Source organism: Planktothrix agardhii (assembly GCF_904830935.1).
GTDB classification, from domain to species: Bacteria; Cyanobacteriota; Cyanobacteriia; order Cyanobacteriales; family Microcoleaceae; genus Planktothrix; species Planktothrix agardhii.
Window position 1 is genome coordinate 3,229,420 of the sequence record NZ_LR882952.1, and the last position, 16,481, is coordinate 3,245,900.

The following is a 16,481-nucleotide window of genomic DNA, read 5'->3' on the forward strand; positions in this document are numbered from 1 at the left end:
ACATACCCAGCCCAGAAAACTTAACGGATTCTAATAAATCCCAATTTTTCAATTAAATCTTGACCTTGAGAAGTTAATAAAAGTTGAGTGTATGCTTCCCCGGCTTGTTGTTCAGCTTGATTATTTTGTTTGACAATAATAAATAAACGTCTGGTAAGAGGATATTCTCCATTTTTAAATACAACAGAATCAATTTGATTCCGTTGTTGAGGGCAATTTTCCGGTGGAATTAAGGGGTTTTTATAGGGTTGAACTAAAGCATCAGATGTTATACCAATAGCTAGGGGTTTAATTTTACATTGTTCGACAACTTCCGGGGCGGAAGCATAATATATTCCCCCAGGATTATTAGCGATTTCTCTTAGGGCTTCTGTAGTGGTAGGAATAAATTTTACCGCTTCTCCAAAAGACTCTTTTCCTAATACATTCAGGATGAAAAATTCCGTTGTTCCTCCGGCTTCTTTAGTCCGAGAATAGGCAACAATTGGAATATTTTCGCCTCCGAGTTGATTCCAATTAGTGATTTTACCTGTATAAATTTGTTTTAATTCGTTGATAGTTAACCCTTGAATATTCAAGTTAGGATTAACCGCCACTACAATCCCATCAAGAGCAATAGGAACTTCGATTAAATTTAACCCCCTTTGTCGGGCTTGTTGATATTCTGATTCTTGCAAAGGTCGGGAAGATTCAGCAAAGGTAATTTGATTATCAATTAACATTTTAATCCCACTTCCTGAACCTGGGGATTGACTGGGATTTTGAAAATATCGTAATTGAAATTGAGGAAAAATATTTTGAATTTCGGGATTAATTACTTTACGAATTGGTGCAAATGTGGTACTCCCGCCATAGGTAAAAAGTCCATTAGGAACATTAGGAACTTCAGCAAAGGTTTTAAAATCTTTTGTGGAGATTTGAGGGACAGAGGTAGGTGGAATTGGGGTCGGTTTAGGTGGAATTGAACTTGAGGGAGAGGGATTAGAATTTAAGACTGTGGGCAAATTCATATTGCGAGTAAACCACCAAATTCCGCCACCAATTAATCCTCCGGTAATCAGTAAGGCGAGGATTAAAGTTGTAGTGTCATTTTTTTGAGCCATAAATCTCAAGGGTTTTGGATATTAGGTAAAATTTTAACACTTTTGTAGGATTGTCGGGGCAGTTATTGATATAATGTTACTAAACAGATCAAATAATGGCACAAAAATTATCTAGGATAATTCAAGGAATAATTGCTTATGGTGTCCTCAATAGAGCCTCAATCTAAACTCTCCTTACAAGAGTTTTTGCAATTACCAGAAACGAAACCAGCGCGCGAATATATTAATAGTTATATCTATCAAAAATCTATGCCACAAGGAGAACATAGTATTTTACAAACTCGCTTAGTGACTGCGATTAATCGAGTGGGTGAACCGCAGAAATTAGCCTATGTACTGACCGAATTGCGTTGCATTTTTGGGGGGAGTTCAATTGTTCCAGATATTGCTATTTTTGAATGGGATAATATTCCTTTACGCCCTAATAAAAGGATTAAAAATCGGTTTGAAATTCCTCCAGATTGGATCATTGAAATTCTCTCTCCAGAACAATCTCCTAATCGAGTGATTCAAAAAATTGCTTTCTGTCTTAATCATGGAACAAAGTTAGGTTGGTTTATCGATCCTGAAGATGAATCTGTCAGTATTTTTCAACCGAATTGTATTCCAGAAGTTAAATCAGGTATGGATAGTTTACCCGTGCTGAATGTGTTAAATAATTGGCAATTTTCGGTAACAGATTTATTCAGTTTACTCTATTTAGTCTAGTCTTTAAGTATTTTTAGTTATAAGATTCGTTTGAGCATGAGATAAATTAAGCGAAATAAAGTAGTCACAGCTACGCTAAATATAGCCATAATTAAAGGAACTATAGTTAATGACAAAAAGCCTAATTTTAATAAGATAAAATATAAAACTCCTAGGGAAATTAAGGGGATAATAATAAAATCTAACCCGACTTCGATCCAGCGATGATACAGGGCAAATATTAATCCAGTCACCCCGACTAAACCGATAATCAATAAAACAATAGGGTTAAAATTAAATACTTTAAATATAGCAAATCCTAAGCTGGCGAAAACTCCAACTTCAAACCCAACAAAGGCGGCATTGGATAACAATTCTAAGCTAGAAAAAGAACGAGTTATTGTTAGAGGTTGAACTGGGGTTACTGGAGGGGAAATAGGAGGTAATCGGAGTGGAGGAGGTTGGGGAATGGGTTGAATTTGGGGAGAGTTTAAGGCGGTTAAAACTTGAGTAGCGGAACCAAAGCGATCGCTAGGTGTAGGTAATAACATTTTATCTAAAATATTAGCTAATTCATCGGAAACCCCAACAAATTGTTTCCAGTTCCATTGATTACTATAACTATCAAATAGATCTTGGGGTTCTTTTGCTGTTAATAAGACAAGACAAGTCACCGCTAACGCATATAAATCCGTGGAAGGAAAGACAGTATAACCTCGCATTTGTTCAGGGGGTGCAAACCCTAAAGAATAAATTCCAGTTGATGTTCCCCCTGGACTTTGGGTGACTTGTTTAACTGCACCAAAATCTAATAAATGTAAAATTCCTTGGCGATCGCGCATAATATTAGAAGGTTTAATATCACGGTGAATCACATCATGATCATGAACAAATTCTAGGATTTTAAGAATTTCCTGTAGCACTTCTCGGACTTCCGCTTCCGAAAATTGTCCCTTTGAATTTATTTCTGCTTCTAAATTTTCGCCATTAATATACTCTTGAACAATATAAAAAAATTGTTCCGTTTTTGATGTTCGCCATCCGGGTGCTTCTAAAGGAAAATAGGCAAATAAATCGGGAATTTGGGGATGCTTATTACCTAATTGTTCCAAAACATGAGCTTCTCTTTCAAATAAAATCTGAGCCGTTGCTAATTGTTGAGGGTTTAAATCAGATGAGGGTTTAAATTGTTTAACTACACAATATTTAAAGGTAGGAGAACGGCGATCTTTAGCTAAATAGGCTGTCCCAAATCCCCCTTGTCCTAATAATATTTCCGGTAGATAACGACCATCTAAAATTAAAGGCATTCCGCAGGTGGTACAGAATTTTTGCTGTACTGTTTTGAGGGTCATTTGATCATCTAAATCCGTAAAATTATTGCGATCAGCCCCCAGACAGCCCGGACGAGTACAGTAAATTTTCATATTGTTACTGCCGATAAAAAATTAAAAACGCAGGTTGTAACATTTTAATACTGATATGAAACAGTCAGAAGTATTATCCGGTGTTCCGGTGTTCCGGTGTTCCCTATTCCCTATTCCCTTTTGATCAAGACAACTCAAATAAGATTGCTATAGGTCTTGAGTTTATTCAAAATCCGTAGGAGAAACAAACGTCTCAATGTTAATCAATTTTTTAGAAGAATTTGAGGAAAAACTATGGGTGTTTAATGTCCAATTTTGAGCCGTAAACAAGGGTAAGATATCTCGAATAAAAGCCTCAGATGCCTTGGACTGATAGCGATGGTGGTTAACAATGACTGAAAGCATTCGTTTAACCACAATATCTTCAATCACCATGCGGTGTAAAACTTTCATTTCTAATTCTTTTTCAATGGCTGAAGTCGAAACAAAAGCAGCCCCTAATCCGGCTTGTACCGTATTTTTAATCGCTTCAATAGAATTTAACTCCATTTCAACTTTTAAACAGCGTGGATCAATCTCGGCACGGGTTAAAACTTGATCAATGACTTTGCGAATAGTAGACTGAGAATCTAAAGCCACAAATTCCAATTGATATAAGTCTTCTTTTTGAATTTTATCTAATTTGGCAAAGGGATGGGAAGGGGGAATAATTAAGGCTAATTCATCTTCAATATAGGGTTGAATTGTCAAAGCATCTTGCAATTCCGGCGGCACTTCCCCGCCAACAATTGCTAAATCAATTTGTCCATTTGCCACACTCCAAGCGGTGCGTCGAGTCGAATGAACGTGCAGTTGCACCGCGACATCGGGATATTTTTCTCGAAATAAACCAATCATTCGAGGGAGTAAATAGGTTCCGGTAGTTTGAGAAGCCCCGACAATTAAAGTTCCCCCTTGCAGATTTTGTAAATCCTCAATAGCGCGGCAGGTTTCCTGACATAAACTCAAGATTTTTTCGCCATAATTTAATAAAAGATGTCCAGCTTCTGTTAATTTAGCTCTGCGTCCTCCTCGATCAAATAAAGGAACATTTAACTGTCGTTCTAAATTTTGGACTTGTAAACTAATAGCGGGCTGGGAAACATATAAACTATCCGCCGCCCGCTTAAAACTTCCCTCAGCCGCGATCGCTTTGAGAATGCGTAATTGATCTAAAGTAAAAGGAACATCTGTCATTGTGAGAGTGGGTAAAGAATTGAACAAAAATAGAATCAAAAATCAGTCAGAAAGGGTAAAAAACAACCCAGTGAAATCAATCTGATAAAGGTAAAGCCGTATATTCAGTTGGGTATTGAACATCTATACTATGTTTGTTAAAATCGGGGCTGGCAAACTTGGGTAAAATTTCATTAGTAAATGCCTCGGCTGCCTTGGATCGATAGCGATTCGGATTATAAATCACTGATAATGTCCGTTTGACAATTACCTGATCAATTTTAACCCGTTTGATTACCCCCATTTGTAACTCTTTTTCAATGGCAGATATAGAAACAAACGCGACTCCCAACCCCGATTGAACTGCATTTTTTATCGCTTCAATCGAACTGAGTTCCATTTCTAATTGCAGATGGGTGGTATCAATACCACAACGGGTTAAAACTTGATCAATGACTTTCCGAATGGTTGATTGAGAATCCAAACTAATAAATTTTAAGGAGTATAAATCCTCTTTTAGAATCGTTTCTTGTTGACTAAATTCATGGGAAGTAGGAACAATTAACGCCAGTTCATCCTCCGCATAGGGAACAATTTCTAAAGCTGACATCAATTCCGGGGCAATTTCTCCCCCCACAATAGCTAAGTCAATTTGTCCATTCACCACACTCCAAGCGGTGCGCCGGGTCGAATGAACGTGCAACTGTACCGAAACATCGGGGTATTTTTCTCGAAATAACCCGATCATCCTTGGTAACATATATGTCCCGGTGGTTTGAGACGCCCCAATAATTAAAGTTCCTCCCCGCAAATTTTGTAAATCTTCAATGGCGCGGCAAGTTTCTTGGCACAGGGACAAAATTTTATCCCCATAACTCAGGAGTAAATGACCCGCTTCCGTGAGTTGGGCACGACGTCCTCCTCGGTCAAACAGTGGCACGTTTAACTGTCGCTCCAGGTTTTGTACCTGGAGACTCACGGCAGGTTGGGAGACATAAAGACTATCAGCAGCGCGTTTGAAGCTACCTTCAGCCGCGATCGCTTTCAGGATGCGTAACTGATCTAAAGTAAATGGAACGTCAGACATATTCCTCAACCTCGGTAAAATAAGGAAGCGTGATGACTTTTAGGATGGGGGATCAAGTTCTTTCAGCATACTGCAACCATGAAGGGTAATTGAAATTAAGTTTATTATTAATGGAGAAAAGGTCAAAATGTCTGAGTATTGGCTAACATCTAGCCATTTTGTGATGTTGGGTTTAATTTTAGGGTTTGCGATCGCCCATAGTGGGTTAGCAGCCCTACGACCCTGGGGAGAATCAAAAATTGGGGCGAGGGCTTATCGAGTTTTATTTGCTTTGGTGAGTATCCCCTTTGCCACAGTTCTAATTATCTACTTTTTTAATCATCGTTACGATGGATTACAACTTTGGATGGTACAGGATCGGGTTGTTGTTAAACCCATGGTTTGGATTTTATCAGCAATTTCATTTGTTTTTCTCTATCCAGCCACGTTTAATTTGTTAGAAATTGCCGCCATTCAAAAACCGGAAGTCCATCTCTATGAAACCGGAATTATCCGCATTACCAGACATCCGCAAATGGTGGGTCAAGTAATTTGGTGTGTGGGTCATACCCTGTGGTTGGGGACAAGTTTCACCCTGTTAACCTCCCTGGGGTTGATCTTGCATCACTTATTTGCCGTTTGGCATGGCGATCGCCGTTTGTTGGCCCGTTATGGCAAATCCTTTGAAACCGTGAGATCTCGCACCTCAGTAATTCCATTTTTAGCGATCGCCCAAGGTCGCCAAACCCTTGAATTAAAAGAGTTTTTCCGATGGTCTTATTTAGGAGTCAGTATTTTTATCCTGTTACTCTGGGAAATTCATCCCTTATTAATGCGTGCAACAGGTAACATAGACTGGTAGCATAATCTCAAGGATATAAAAACAGTGATTAATAAAATTTGAGAAATGATGCTATTGTCAGTCAATGAGCAGATGTTTACTCAAGAAGTTCTGAAATCTTCTTCTCCGGTTTTAGTACATTTTTGGGCGCCTTGGTGTGGACTGTGTAAGCTGATTACGCCTCAACTTTGTCAATTCCAGCAGGACTGGCGAGGCACAATTAAAGTGGTTGGTGTGAATGCAGATCAAAGTTTAAAGTTAGCGAATACCTATCGCCTCCAAACTTTACCAACATTAATTATTTTTGATCGAGGTCAAATTTTATATCGGCTCGAACATTTTCAAGGTCGAGAAGATTTACGACGTCGCCTTGATAGTTTTATGGTTAGTGATCTGAATTATCGAAAAATCCGTCAAGCTCAAGAAGTTTTACCCCTAGAAGTTTGACGGACTCCGAGATTAATTTTTTTCGATTCCCAAGCTAGAGCTTGGGAATGCTTTTTTTCAGGGTTAAAAGGTTATTCCTGTTTTTCTTGAAGTTTGCAAGTAGGGGATGGGGGTGTATTTTTGATTCAGTCTTCGACAACAATAGTAATTATTGGTGGAGTATCAATAATATTATTGTCTGGAGCTTTTTCCTGACTGAGTTGGCTTTTTATCTTAAGTTTCAAAGAGTCTGTAACCGGTAAAATATCAATTTCTTTGAGCAAATTGTCTAAAATTTCAGTTTTGCTCCGCTCTACATAAAAGGTGGCAAGAATGATCTCGATTCCATAGCCGGTTAAACTATCTCCGATCACACCAATTGAGCCAGACAAAGCGGTGGCGAGAGTAACTATCAGTCCCGTACCACCAAATGTGGTAAATGTAGCTGCCAGGAGGATACCAGGCAAGCTGAGAGAGGCAAACTTTTTAGCGATTTCGTCAAGAGAAATTCCCATCGACACCAGTTGTTTAGAAATTTCCTCTGGAGAAACTCCTAGATCGCTTAGTTGTTTATTGATTTCGTCCATTGATTTACAACTTTCCCAAATTTTAGTAAATTTTGTGGTTCGATCTTAACTGGATCACAGTATACCGGATTGGGTAATTGTAATCAAACGTTATACTTTTGCCGATGGGTTGAAAGATGTTGACAGCGGCGTTAATATCTCGATCATGAGAAATGCCAATGGTCCTCTTTTGTCACTGGCCTTTAATCTGGATGGCAAAAAAAGCGAGGACAATCCTTAGCAGATGCCAGAAATGCTACTACTCGCCAGGTGGCCAAGATGGTATTCGAGAAACTTTATCGAGAATGGAATAGGTAATTAATCACCCCCCGTTGCTAGAATGGGGGGGTTATCAATCAACTATGCAAAATAGTACAGAATCAAGCTATTACAGTGAATGATCAAAATTTGATTGAAAAAGCACTTTTACTGAAAGTGAAACGACTCACTTCAGCCCGGGGACAACTGGTTCTCCCTTGTGCGCCAGCTTTGATCGATGAATATATGACTCAGTTTAACGCTCTGCTGGCGGCGTTGGGACAGAACTTTACCCCGGAGGAAATGAATGGGTTACGTCAACTTGTCGAACGCAAACTGCATGAAGGATATCAGGCTTCACCCCATGCCCGTTTAATCTTTAGATATGAACCCCCCGAACCCACTCAAGGCTTAACCAGTGGTTTAAAACTAACCGTAACCACCGAAGTCGCCTCTTTAGAAAACAAATATCAACGCTGGTTAACCACCCGCGAGGGGCCATTGTTCGGAGCCCATCCCGATACTAAATTAATGGCCGTGGTGTCCGAATTTCCTGACCCAGCCCGAACTCCGATTTTAGATGTGGGGGCGGGGGTGGGCCGTAATACCTTACCTTTAGCCCGCAAAGGACATCCGGTGGATGCGGTGGAACTCACCCCAGACTTTGCCCAAATTATCGCCAAGGAAGCCAAAGACGCCAGTTTACCAATTCGGGTAATCCAAAGTAATATTCTCAACCCGGCTTTAGTCCTTCCGGCTAATTATTATCGGTTAGGGTTAATTGCAGAAGTGATTTCCCATTTTCGCAACTTGGATGATGTCCAAACCCTGTTAAGCAAAGTCTGTGATGCGGTGGCGGCCGGGGGTTTAATTTTATTCAGTACGTTTATCACCGATGCCGATTTCGAGCCGGATGATAAAATTCGAGAAATGGGTCAAATTCAATGGTCTTATGTGATTACCCCAGGTGAGATGAATTCCTTGCTCCAGGGTTTACCGCTACAATTGATTTCCAATGAGTCGGTGTATGAGTATGAACGCGCTCACCTCCCCCCGGAATCCTGGCCGCCAACGGGTTGGTTTGAACATTGGTCACAGGGTCGAGATGTAGTTCCGATCCAAAAACCCCCGATGTCCTTGCGTTGGTTATTATGTCGGGTAAATAAATAAAGTTTGAGTTTGAGGGGAAGATCATGCTTCCTCATAATGACGAATTACGAATTAGAAATTACGAATTATCTTAATTATTCTGTAATTCGTAATTCGTAATTTTCTGTTTCTAAACATCTAAGTACCTAAACAAAATTAATTACACATCCTCCACTCTGTTCCCTTCCCCCCTAGCCCCCCGTGCACGGGTGGTTCGGGGGGGCTTTTCCGGTGTTCCCTCTCTCAACTAGGTAATTTATTTTGTGTAACTACTTATTATGATTAAGCGAAAAATCTCTAAAATTTGGATTTTGCCCGCGATCGCATCTGGGGCTTTGTTAGTGGGTGTGTTCTTTCCGATGGCGGTCTTTCAGGGATGGAAACAGTCCGTTGAACAAAGTTATTCGGTTGATCAACAAATCCCTGAGTCAAAAGTATTACGATTGGCTTTATCCCCAGTTTCTGAACGTCAAACGGAATTAGAAGCGATCGCCCAAGACCGAAGTGCTTCTTTAGAAAGAAGTCGAGCACGATATTTATTAGCTAGTGATACTTTAGCTGAAAATCCCGAAACAGCGATTAAATTATTAAAAGGATTAGAGCAGGATTATCCCATATTAGGAGGTCATATTTTAGTCAAACGGGCGCGGGCTTATGAAAAAATTGGAGATGTGGAAAAAGCCGAAAAAACTTGGCAGGAATTGTTAACAAACTATGGTGATCAACCCGTTGTAGTCGAAGCATTATATACATTAGGAAAGACAAATCCTGAATATTGGGATCAGGCGATCGCCAAATTTCCCAGTCATCCCAGAACTATAGAAATTGCTGAAACTCGCCTAAAACAAAATCCGAATCAACCGGAATTATTATTCTTAATTGCAAACCATGGATTATCTTTAAAAGACTATGGAACCTATTTAGAACAATTAAAAGCCAAATTCGGAAATCAACTCACCCCGGAACAATGGGAAATTGTAGCTTTTGGCTATTGGGAAAAACAGGATTATGGCAAAGCGGCTATTGCCTATGCTAAAGCACCCAAGACCCCTAAAAATCTTTATCGTCAGGCGAGAGGATTATGGTTAAATGACAAAATTCCTGAGTCTCGAATTGCCTATAAACAATTAATTAATACCTTTCCCCAGGAAATAGATCCTCAAGGAGAAGATGCAGGATTTGGTTTATTGCGTTTATCACGGCTTTCCGATAAAAAAGAGGCTTTAGGGTATTTAGATCAAGTTATTGCTAAATTTCCCCGCCATGCAGCCGAGGCTTTATTAGATAAATCTAAACTATTAGATAAAATGGGATCTGAAAAATTTGCTTCGGAAACTCGTCAACAATTACTCAGTAAATATAGTGATTCTGAAGCCGCTGCCCAATTGCGTTGGGAACTCGCCCAACAAGCCTTAAAAGCCGGGGATTTAAAATCAGCATCCGACTGGGCAAAACAAGTTTCAACGAAGAATCCTGACAGTGAATTTGCCCCAGAAGCGACATTTTGGGTAGGGAAATGGGCGGAAAAAAATGGCAATTCTCAAGAGGCAAAAAAAGCCTTTGAATATTTAATTGTTCGTTATCCTTCCTCCTATTATGCTTGGCGTTCAGCCGTTCATTTAGGATGGCCTGTAGGGGATTTTACCACCGTTCGACCTCTCTCTCCCCATGTGGAACATCCTGATATTAGAGAAGTGCCTCCGGCTGGTTCTGAAACTTTACAAGAACTGTATGCGTTAGGACAAAATCAAGAGGCTTGGAAACTATGGCAAACGGAGTTTAAAAATATTAAACAGCCTTCGGTTGCCGAACAATATACCGATGGTTTAATGCGGATGGGAATTGGGGATAATTTAGAGGGGATTTGGATGTTATCAAGTTTAAATCGTCGGGATGATCCCCAAGAGCGATCGCAATATTTAGAAATTAAACAAAAACCTGCTTATTGGGAAGCATTATATCCATTTCCCTACTTAGAAACTATTGTTAATTGGTCAAAAGAACGGCAGTTAAATCCGGTATTAGTAACGGCATTAATTCGTCAAGAATCGCGGTTTATGCCAGGGATTAAATCCGTTGTTGGCGCTACGGGATTAATGCAAGTAATGCCGGAAACGGGGGCGGATGTGGCTAAACAAATTAAATTGACGGATTATTCCTTGGATAATGTCAATGATAACATCAATTTAGGAACCTATTATCTGGATTTTACCCATCGAGAATATAACAATAATTCGATGTTAGCAGTAGCTAGTTATAATGCTGGGCCGGGGGCTGTTTCGGGTTGGTTACAGCGCTTTGGATTTCAAGATCCCGATGAATTTGTGGTTAAAATCCCCTATCCTGAAACTCAAGATTATGTGAAATCCGTATTTGAGAATTATTGGAATTATCTCAGAATTTATAACCCAGATGTTGCCCAATTAATGGAAGATCATGCCAAGAATTACAAAAATTAATTAGGGAATAGGGATCACGGATTTAAGAGGATTTCACGGATTTCACGGATTTCACGGATTTTAATCTGTGTTAATCTGCGTAATCCGTTTAATCCGTGTTCAGATTTTAATCTGTGTTAATCTCCGTAATCCTCTTATTAAAAACCTAATTTGTTGAACAAACTAAACGAATAAATTGACAGGGATAACCGGAAATATTGCTGTTAAAAGTGCCAATTTCTTGAAATCCGGCTTTTTTATAAAATGCGATCGCCCGTTGATTTCCTGCCATTACAATTGTATAAATAGGAGAACCAATTAGTTTTAAAGCTAAGTCTAACAACCGTTTACCAATGCCTTGATTTTGATAATCTGGATCAACATATAATAAAGCAATACAGTGAGAATCTAGGGCAACAAAAGCGACAACTTTTTTGCCTTTACAGGCTACGAATTTATCGTAAGTATAGCAAATATGATGAACATTGGGATTTTGTTCCAGAGGTCTCATCGCCCTTAAATCACAAGACCCTTTAAATTCATCGGGTTGGGAGCGATCATGCACCTGACAAATAGCCGACCAATCTGTTTCTAAATAAGGACGGATAGTAATTATTTTCATTCATGTTTAGACAAATTGTGGACGTTCTAAAACCTGGGAAAATAGGGTTTTAAATTCAACTTTTTGGGTTTCTAATTCCATCATTTGTTTCCAGGTTTCATAGAAGAAAAATGTGGTTCCGGCGAATTGGCGATCGCGAGTCAGTTGAATTTGTTCTTTGACATTAACAAAAGACATCGGTTTAATTCTTAACCCGGTTAAAATACCAATACTAACAGGAATATGGCTTTTTGCTTCCAAAAGTTCAGGACGTTTTAAATCCGCTAAAAATCCATTGATATCATCCCGATATACTTGTAAAACTAATTCTTCTAAATAGCCTTCTTGTTCCCAGGTTTTCCAATCTTGTAAAAACTGAGAATAGGCAAAAAGATAGGGATTTGGGGATAAAGAAAGAATACAATTCGGTTTATAATCTTTGATCACCCAGAAAACTCTATTCACAAATTCTGTGATCTTTTTCGCTCTCCAACTTACCCAATTTACATCTTGAAAGTCTGTGGGGGGTTGGGGATTTCCCGTTTCTTTCCGATATAATTGGATTGTAAATTCATCATAGCCTAAATCGACAGGTAAACCAAAATGATCATCAAATTGAATCCCATCAACATCATAGGTTTTGACGACTTCAATGATTAAACCTAAAAGAAACTGTTGTACTTGAGGATGAAAGGGATTTAACCATAATTGATTAACTTGACTTTCTTTATAAACTTTCGTACCATCTTGACGACAGGTAATCCAATGGGGACGCAGTTCAACAATTTTAGAGTTTGGGGGAACCATAAACCCATATTCAAACCAAGGAATCACACTAATCTTTTTTTGTTTAGCTAAGGGAATCATTTCCTTGAGAATATCTCGGTCTTTTAATTCAGGAATCGGATAGATTTGAGTTCCGGTAAACCGTTCCATTAAAACACTTGGATAAAGGGTATAACCGTTATTCCAAATGGTAGGATAAATGGTGTTAAAATTATATTCTGCTAATAAATTAATAGCATTAGTTAAGGTATTTTTAGAGAACAAAACATCACTATCAATATTTGTTAACCAAACTCCCCTTAATTCACCCCTAGGAACGGGAATAATTGGCGGTTTAACAATATACTGTTCAGCAATAGTTAAGGCTTCATCAACTTGGCGCAAGGCTTGACAGAAAAACACAGCGACTTCGGCGCGAGTTGCGGGTTTATTAGGGTTTAAAAGTTTCACCTCTGGATAATTAACCACTAACCCAAATTCAATCGCTGCCGTGATCGCATTTTTAGCATAATTAGGAACATCTTTAGCATCATTTAAACTTTGATTTAGGGTTTTAATAATAGACTGACTGGGTTCATAATTTAACCCCTTAACTAAAGCGACTAATGCTTGTACTCTAGGGATATTTTGTTGGGGTTTAAAACTTTGGTCTTCATAGCCACTCATAAACCCCGTACTATAGGTTTTTTGAATCACACTATGAGCCCAAAAATCAGCCGAAACATCCTTAAATTGGATGGTTTCTCGAATGTCTAAAAGTTGGGGAAAGGCTTTAATTAGCATGGTGGCAAACTCAGCACGAGTTAAGGTAGCATCGGGCTTAAAAGTTCCATCTCGATAGCCACTAATAATGCCTTTATTTGCCAGAGTTTCAATACTGTTTTTCGCCCAATGATTTGTGATATCTGTAAAGTTTACCATAGCGTTTAAAAGGGGTAAAAATTGATAAAATTAGTTAGATATTCGTTAAAGATTTCCGTTTAATTGTTAATATTTTTTAACAAAACGATACGATCTATTAACTTTGCCTCTAATTTGATTCAGAAAGAATATAATAGCAGTATGAATTGTACACCAAAGTAGGATAAGTTACAATCTTTAAAAAATGTCAACTTGTCCATATTTTTTCAATCCTTGTTTAGAGGTTTAGAGCTAAATTATGAAACTCATTTCTACCCTGTTTTCTGGAATTACCACCTCGATTACCGCCCTGACCTTGGTGACAGGTCTAGCCATGGCTCAAATGGCCGAAGTCCCCAAACCCAATATGAAAGGAGATTTTATCACAGCAAAAGTTCAAGGAAATCGAGGACTTTATAATAATATTAACTGGTTAGTTGTCGATCCTGAATATTTGAACTGTCGCAATACTCCCGAAGGAACGGTTAAGGCTCGCTTAGAGTCGGGCGCAATGATGACAGCCCTGTTTTCTAATGATGGAAAAGGTGATGCTATTGTACTTAAAAATGGTCAATCTTGGTTAAAAGTAGAAAGTATTCATCCTTATGGGCCTCGATTAAATTCTGGAGTCTGTTATGTTCGGGCTAATTTGAAATATATTGCCCCAATTAATGGTGATTATTTCGATATGTTAAAAAGGAAATAAAAGCTATGCGTTTTATCAATCCCAAAACTGATTTTGCCTTTAAAAAAATATTTGGTTCTTCGGAAAGTAAGGATATTTTAATCAGTTTTCTGAATGCAATGGTTTATAATTCTGAGCTAGTTATTCAGGATTTAGAGATTATTGATCCTTACCTTGCGCCCAAAGTTACCGGATTAAAAGATACTTATTTAGACGTTAAAGCTCAACTAAATACAGGTGAAATTGTCATTATTGAGATGCAGGTGATTAATGTAGAAGCCTTTACCAAACGAGTCTTATATAATGCAGCTAAGACCTATTCTCTGCAATTAGATGTGGGACAAGGCTATCGGTTTTTAAAACCTGTGATTGCTTTAACAATTACGGATTTTATCCAATTTGAAAATACGAATTCTGGGATTTCTCACTTTATTTTTAAAGAAAAAAATCAAAATTTTAATTATTCTGAGAATGAATTAGAGTTAGTATTTGTGGAATTACCTAAATTTCAAAAATCCTTAGAACAATTAGAAACTTTAACGGATAAATGGATTTATTTTATGCAAAGTGCTAGAATCTTAGAAACTGTTCCTGAAACCTTAGAAACTGTCCCTCAAATTCAACGGGCTTTTCAAATTGCTAATCAAACTAATTTAACCCGTGAGGAACTCGATGAAGTTGAAAAAGTAGAACTGTTTTTACAAGATCAAAGAAATGCAATTAGTTTTGCAGAGAATGAAGCTAGACAAGAAAAAGCGGTAGAAATTGCTCGTCAACTTTTGAATATTTTAGATGATCAAACTATTAGTCGAACAACGGGGTTAAGTTTAGCAGAAATTCAAAATTTAAGACCCTAATTTTTCAAGAATTAAGAGGAATATCGACCGTATTTTGCGATCGCATTTTCTTCTGGATTTTGTTGATTTGTTAACCACGCCCAAAGTTGATCACCCTGGGAAAAATGCCACCATTCATTCGGATGTTGTTGAAATCCTGTTAATAGCATAACTTGGGACAAAATTAGACGATTTTGATGATATTCTTTCTCTATTTGATCAGAACTATGCTCAAAATAATTAGGATAGGATCGAGGAGAAATCTGATCAATTTCTGAGCCCATATTGACTATTTTTCCGGTCTGATCAACTAAAGTAATATCCAAAGCCGCACCCGTACTATGGGGGGGAGGAGTGGCAGGATCTAAGCTCGGAGCTGCCCAAAATTGATCAACTTCTGTTAATATAGATTGGTGTTGTTCGGCGGAAAGATTGTCTGGCGTTAATCCCCTTTCTTTTAACAGTTGTTCATAAGAATAATCTACCATAAATTGTTGCACTTCTACGGGACGATAGGCGTCAAAAATCAATATCTTCCAGTTAGGATAATTATTCTCCAATTGTAGTTGTGCTGCGAGCAGACGTTCTAAAATACCTCGTCTTAAATAATAGGGAGAATCTACCGAAGAAAAATGATAAGGTGCCCCTAATTTTTGATAAGCATGGGGAGTTTCTACTACAAATTTTTCCAGGGGGATATTAACTAAAGGTTCGCCACATTCTTGAATCGAAATTTGTTGATAAGGTTTCATAATATTATTTTAAGTAGTAAGCCCTTTAGGGCTTAGAGGTTTAGAGAACCCTGAAGGGCTCACTACGGTTAAGATTTTCGGGATGCAATTAAAGCATAAAATGGGTCGCTTCCTCCCATTCCTAACATTTGCATAAATAGAGGGGTTTTAGATTGACTAGCAATAACTTTAGGGCTATTAAATCCAGGTAAGTTATTGATTTTAACAGAATTAATATAGCTTTTAACTAATTCTATTCTATCGGTTTCTATTGCTTCTCGCCAGGCGGAAATTGCTTTTTGATAAAACATTCGATTAGAAAAGCTAATAATGGTAATTCCACCGGGTTTTAAAATTCGATGAATTTCGGATAAAATTGCTTCAGGATATTGCAAATATTGGATGGAAACACAAATTAAAACCGCATCAAAATCTTGATCGGATAGGGGAAGTTTGAGATTTTGGTTTAAGTCTTGAATAAAATAATGATCAAGTTGAGAATTTTTAGTTAATTCTTCTTCATTCATTCCATGTCCTTCGACATAGGAAAATTGAATTTCAGGGGGAAGGTGAGATACCCAGCTACTCATTAAATCTAAAATCCGAGTTTGGGGTTTAAGATGCTTTTGATACAGAGTTGTTAATTTATCAATAAACCCTTGATCAACGTGGGTTACAAAGCGAGGAAACGAGTAAAATAGTGAGTCCTCTGTCTCGTCTAATTTAATCCGTTCATGGCGTTGGAGTAACATAATTCTATTGATCCTGATAGATGCTATGGGTCTGTCAATCTGAATATGAAGAATTGTATACTAATTTTGATCCA

16 protein-coding genes are annotated in these 16,481 nt (G+C 38.2%); 7 read left to right on the forward strand and 9 right to left on the reverse strand.

The features are described 5' to 3' along the window. Positions 1–20 precede the first annotated feature (20 nt). Complete coding sequence (locus tag NMG88_RS15100; protein ID WP_227382417.1) at positions 21–1,103, reverse strand: PstS family phosphate ABC transporter substrate-binding protein; 1,083 nt, start codon at positions 1,101–1,103, stop codon at positions 21–23. Between the two features lie 138 nt (positions 1,104–1,241). Here NMG88_RS15100 and NMG88_RS15105 point away from each other — a divergent pair, with 138 nt between their 5' ends. Continuing rightward, the gene (locus NMG88_RS15105) at positions 1,242–1,811 is read left to right on the forward strand and encodes a Uma2 family endonuclease (RefSeq protein ID WP_254033979.1); all 570 of its coding nucleotides are present in this window, start codon (positions 1,242–1,244) and stop codon (positions 1,809–1,811) included. 17 nt (positions 1,812–1,828) lie between these two features. Here NMG88_RS15105 and NMG88_RS15110 read toward each other — a convergent pair whose 3' ends face one another. The 3 genes from NMG88_RS15110 to NMG88_RS15120 form a co-directional block, all read right to left on the reverse strand. After that, the gene (locus tag NMG88_RS15110; RefSeq protein WP_254035579.1) at positions 1,829–3,217 is read right to left on the reverse strand and encodes a serine/threonine-protein kinase; all 1,389 of its coding nucleotides are present in this window, start codon (positions 3,215–3,217) and stop codon (positions 1,829–1,831) included. Positions 3,218–3,379: 162 nt separating this feature from the next. Further along, a complete protein-coding gene (locus NMG88_RS15115; RefSeq protein ID WP_042154343.1) occupies positions 3,380–4,393 on the reverse strand; it encodes a LysR family transcriptional regulator in 1,014 nt (337 codons plus the stop codon). Positions 4,394–4,469: 76 nt separating this feature from the next. After that, positions 4,470–5,459 (reverse strand): LysR family transcriptional regulator, encoded by a 990-nt coding sequence (locus NMG88_RS15120; protein ID WP_254035580.1) that lies wholly within the window; start codon positions 5,457–5,459, stop codon positions 4,470–4,472. Positions 5,460–5,586: 127 nt separating this feature from the next. On the opposite strand from NMG88_RS15120, the gene NMG88_RS15125 reads away from it, so the two are divergent. Together NMG88_RS15125 and NMG88_RS15130 are read left to right on the forward strand one after the other, a co-directional pair. After that, positions 5,587–6,300: an NnrU family protein gene (locus tag NMG88_RS15125; protein WP_042154339.1), complete on the forward strand. Its 714-nt coding sequence runs from the start codon at positions 5,587–5,589 to the stop codon at positions 6,298–6,300. Between the two features lie 48 nt (positions 6,301–6,348). Then, entirely contained in the window at positions 6,349–6,726 is a 378-nt protein-coding gene (locus NMG88_RS15130) for a thioredoxin family protein (protein WP_026787725.1), read from the forward strand. A gap of 125 nt (positions 6,727–6,851) precedes the next feature. Here the strand turns inward: NMG88_RS15130 and NMG88_RS15135 are convergent, their stop codons facing one another. Beyond that, positions 6,852–7,292: a hypothetical protein gene (locus NMG88_RS15135; RefSeq protein ID WP_227365565.1), complete on the reverse strand. Its 441-nt coding sequence runs from the start codon at positions 7,290–7,292 to the stop codon at positions 6,852–6,854. Positions 7,293–7,664: 372 nt separating this feature from the next. Here NMG88_RS15135 and NMG88_RS15140 point away from each other — a divergent pair, with 372 nt between their 5' ends. Together NMG88_RS15140 and NMG88_RS15145 are read left to right on the forward strand one after the other, a co-directional pair. Further along, a complete protein-coding gene (locus tag NMG88_RS15140) occupies positions 7,665–8,699 on the forward strand; it encodes a class I SAM-dependent methyltransferase (protein WP_227350655.1) in 1,035 nt (344 codons plus the stop codon). 257 nt (positions 8,700–8,956) lie between these two features. Next, the gene (locus NMG88_RS15145) at positions 8,957–11,137 is read left to right on the forward strand and encodes a lytic transglycosylase domain-containing protein (protein WP_042154333.1); all 2,181 of its coding nucleotides are present in this window, start codon (positions 8,957–8,959) and stop codon (positions 11,135–11,137) included. A 145-nt stretch (positions 11,138–11,282) separates the two neighbouring features. Here NMG88_RS15145 and NMG88_RS15150 read toward each other — a convergent pair whose 3' ends face one another. Further along, positions 11,283–11,738, reverse strand: a complete 456-nt coding sequence (locus NMG88_RS15150) for a GNAT family N-acetyltransferase (RefSeq protein WP_036843496.1) — start codon at positions 11,736–11,738, stop codon at positions 11,283–11,285. A 6-nt stretch (positions 11,739–11,744) separates the two neighbouring features. After that, positions 11,745–13,424: a glycoside hydrolase family 10-like protein gene (locus NMG88_RS15155; RefSeq protein WP_227350653.1), complete on the reverse strand. Its 1,680-nt coding sequence runs from the start codon at positions 13,422–13,424 to the stop codon at positions 11,745–11,747. Positions 13,425–13,662: 238 nt separating this feature from the next. Here NMG88_RS15155 and NMG88_RS15160 point away from each other — a divergent pair, with 238 nt between their 5' ends. After that, positions 13,663–14,109, forward strand: a complete 447-nt coding sequence (locus NMG88_RS15160) for a hypothetical protein (protein ID WP_227357944.1) — start codon at positions 13,663–13,665, stop codon at positions 14,107–14,109. A 5-nt stretch (positions 14,110–14,114) separates the two neighbouring features. Then, the gene (locus NMG88_RS15165) at positions 14,115–14,945 is read left to right on the forward strand and encodes an Rpn family recombination-promoting nuclease/putative transposase (protein WP_141293339.1); all 831 of its coding nucleotides are present in this window, start codon (positions 14,115–14,117) and stop codon (positions 14,943–14,945) included. An 11-nt stretch (positions 14,946–14,956) separates the two neighbouring features. Here NMG88_RS15165 and NMG88_RS15170 read toward each other — a convergent pair whose 3' ends face one another. Next, complete coding sequence (locus NMG88_RS15170) at positions 14,957–15,676, reverse strand: M15 family metallopeptidase (protein ID WP_227350652.1); 720 nt, start codon at positions 15,674–15,676, stop codon at positions 14,957–14,959. A 68-nt stretch (positions 15,677–15,744) separates the two neighbouring features. Continuing rightward, positions 15,745–16,407: a class I SAM-dependent methyltransferase gene (locus NMG88_RS15175; RefSeq protein ID WP_042154326.1), complete on the reverse strand. Its 663-nt coding sequence runs from the start codon at positions 16,405–16,407 to the stop codon at positions 15,745–15,747. Positions 16,408–16,481: the final 74 nt, after the last annotated feature.

Coding starts and splice junctions, on each gene's coding strand:
- NMG88_RS15100 (WP_227382417.1), bottom strand. CDS start 1,103: ATGGCTCAAAAAAATGACACTACAACTTTAATCCTCGCCTTACTGATT.
- NMG88_RS15105 (WP_254033979.1), top strand. CDS start 1,242: ATGGTGTCCTCAATAGAGCCTCAATCTAAACTCTCCTTACAAGAGTTT.
- NMG88_RS15110 (WP_254035579.1), bottom strand. CDS start 3,217: ATGAAAATTTACTGTACTCGTCCGGGCTGTCTGGGGGCTGATCGCAAT.
- NMG88_RS15115 (WP_042154343.1), bottom strand. CDS start 4,393: ATGACAGATGTTCCTTTTACTTTAGATCAATTACGCATTCTCAAAGCG.
- NMG88_RS15120 (WP_254035580.1), bottom strand. CDS start 5,459: ATGTCTGACGTTCCATTTACTTTAGATCAGTTACGCATCCTGAAAGCG.
- NMG88_RS15125 (WP_042154339.1), top strand. CDS start 5,587: ATGTCTGAGTATTGGCTAACATCTAGCCATTTTGTGATGTTGGGTTTA.
- NMG88_RS15130 (WP_026787725.1), top strand. CDS start 6,349: ATGCTATTGTCAGTCAATGAGCAGATGTTTACTCAAGAAGTTCTGAAA.
- NMG88_RS15135 (WP_227365565.1), bottom strand. CDS start 7,292: ATGGACGAAATCAATAAACAACTAAGCGATCTAGGAGTTTCTCCAGAG.
- NMG88_RS15145 (WP_042154333.1), top strand. CDS start 8,957: ATGATTAAGCGAAAAATCTCTAAAATTTGGATTTTGCCCGCGATCGCA.
- NMG88_RS15150 (WP_036843496.1), bottom strand. CDS start 11,738: ATGAAAATAATTACTATCCGTCCTTATTTAGAAACAGATTGGTCGGCT.
- NMG88_RS15155 (WP_227350653.1), bottom strand. CDS start 13,424: ATGGTAAACTTTACAGATATCACAAATCATTGGGCGAAAAACAGTATT.
- NMG88_RS15160 (WP_227357944.1), top strand. CDS start 13,663: ATGAAACTCATTTCTACCCTGTTTTCTGGAATTACCACCTCGATTACC.
- NMG88_RS15165 (WP_141293339.1), top strand. CDS start 14,115: ATGCGTTTTATCAATCCCAAAACTGATTTTGCCTTTAAAAAAATATTT.
- NMG88_RS15170 (WP_227350652.1), bottom strand. CDS start 15,676: ATGAAACCTTATCAACAAATTTCGATTCAAGAATGTGGCGAACCTTTA.
- NMG88_RS15175 (WP_042154326.1), bottom strand. CDS start 16,407: ATGTTACTCCAACGCCATGAACGGATTAAATTAGACGAGACAGAGGAC.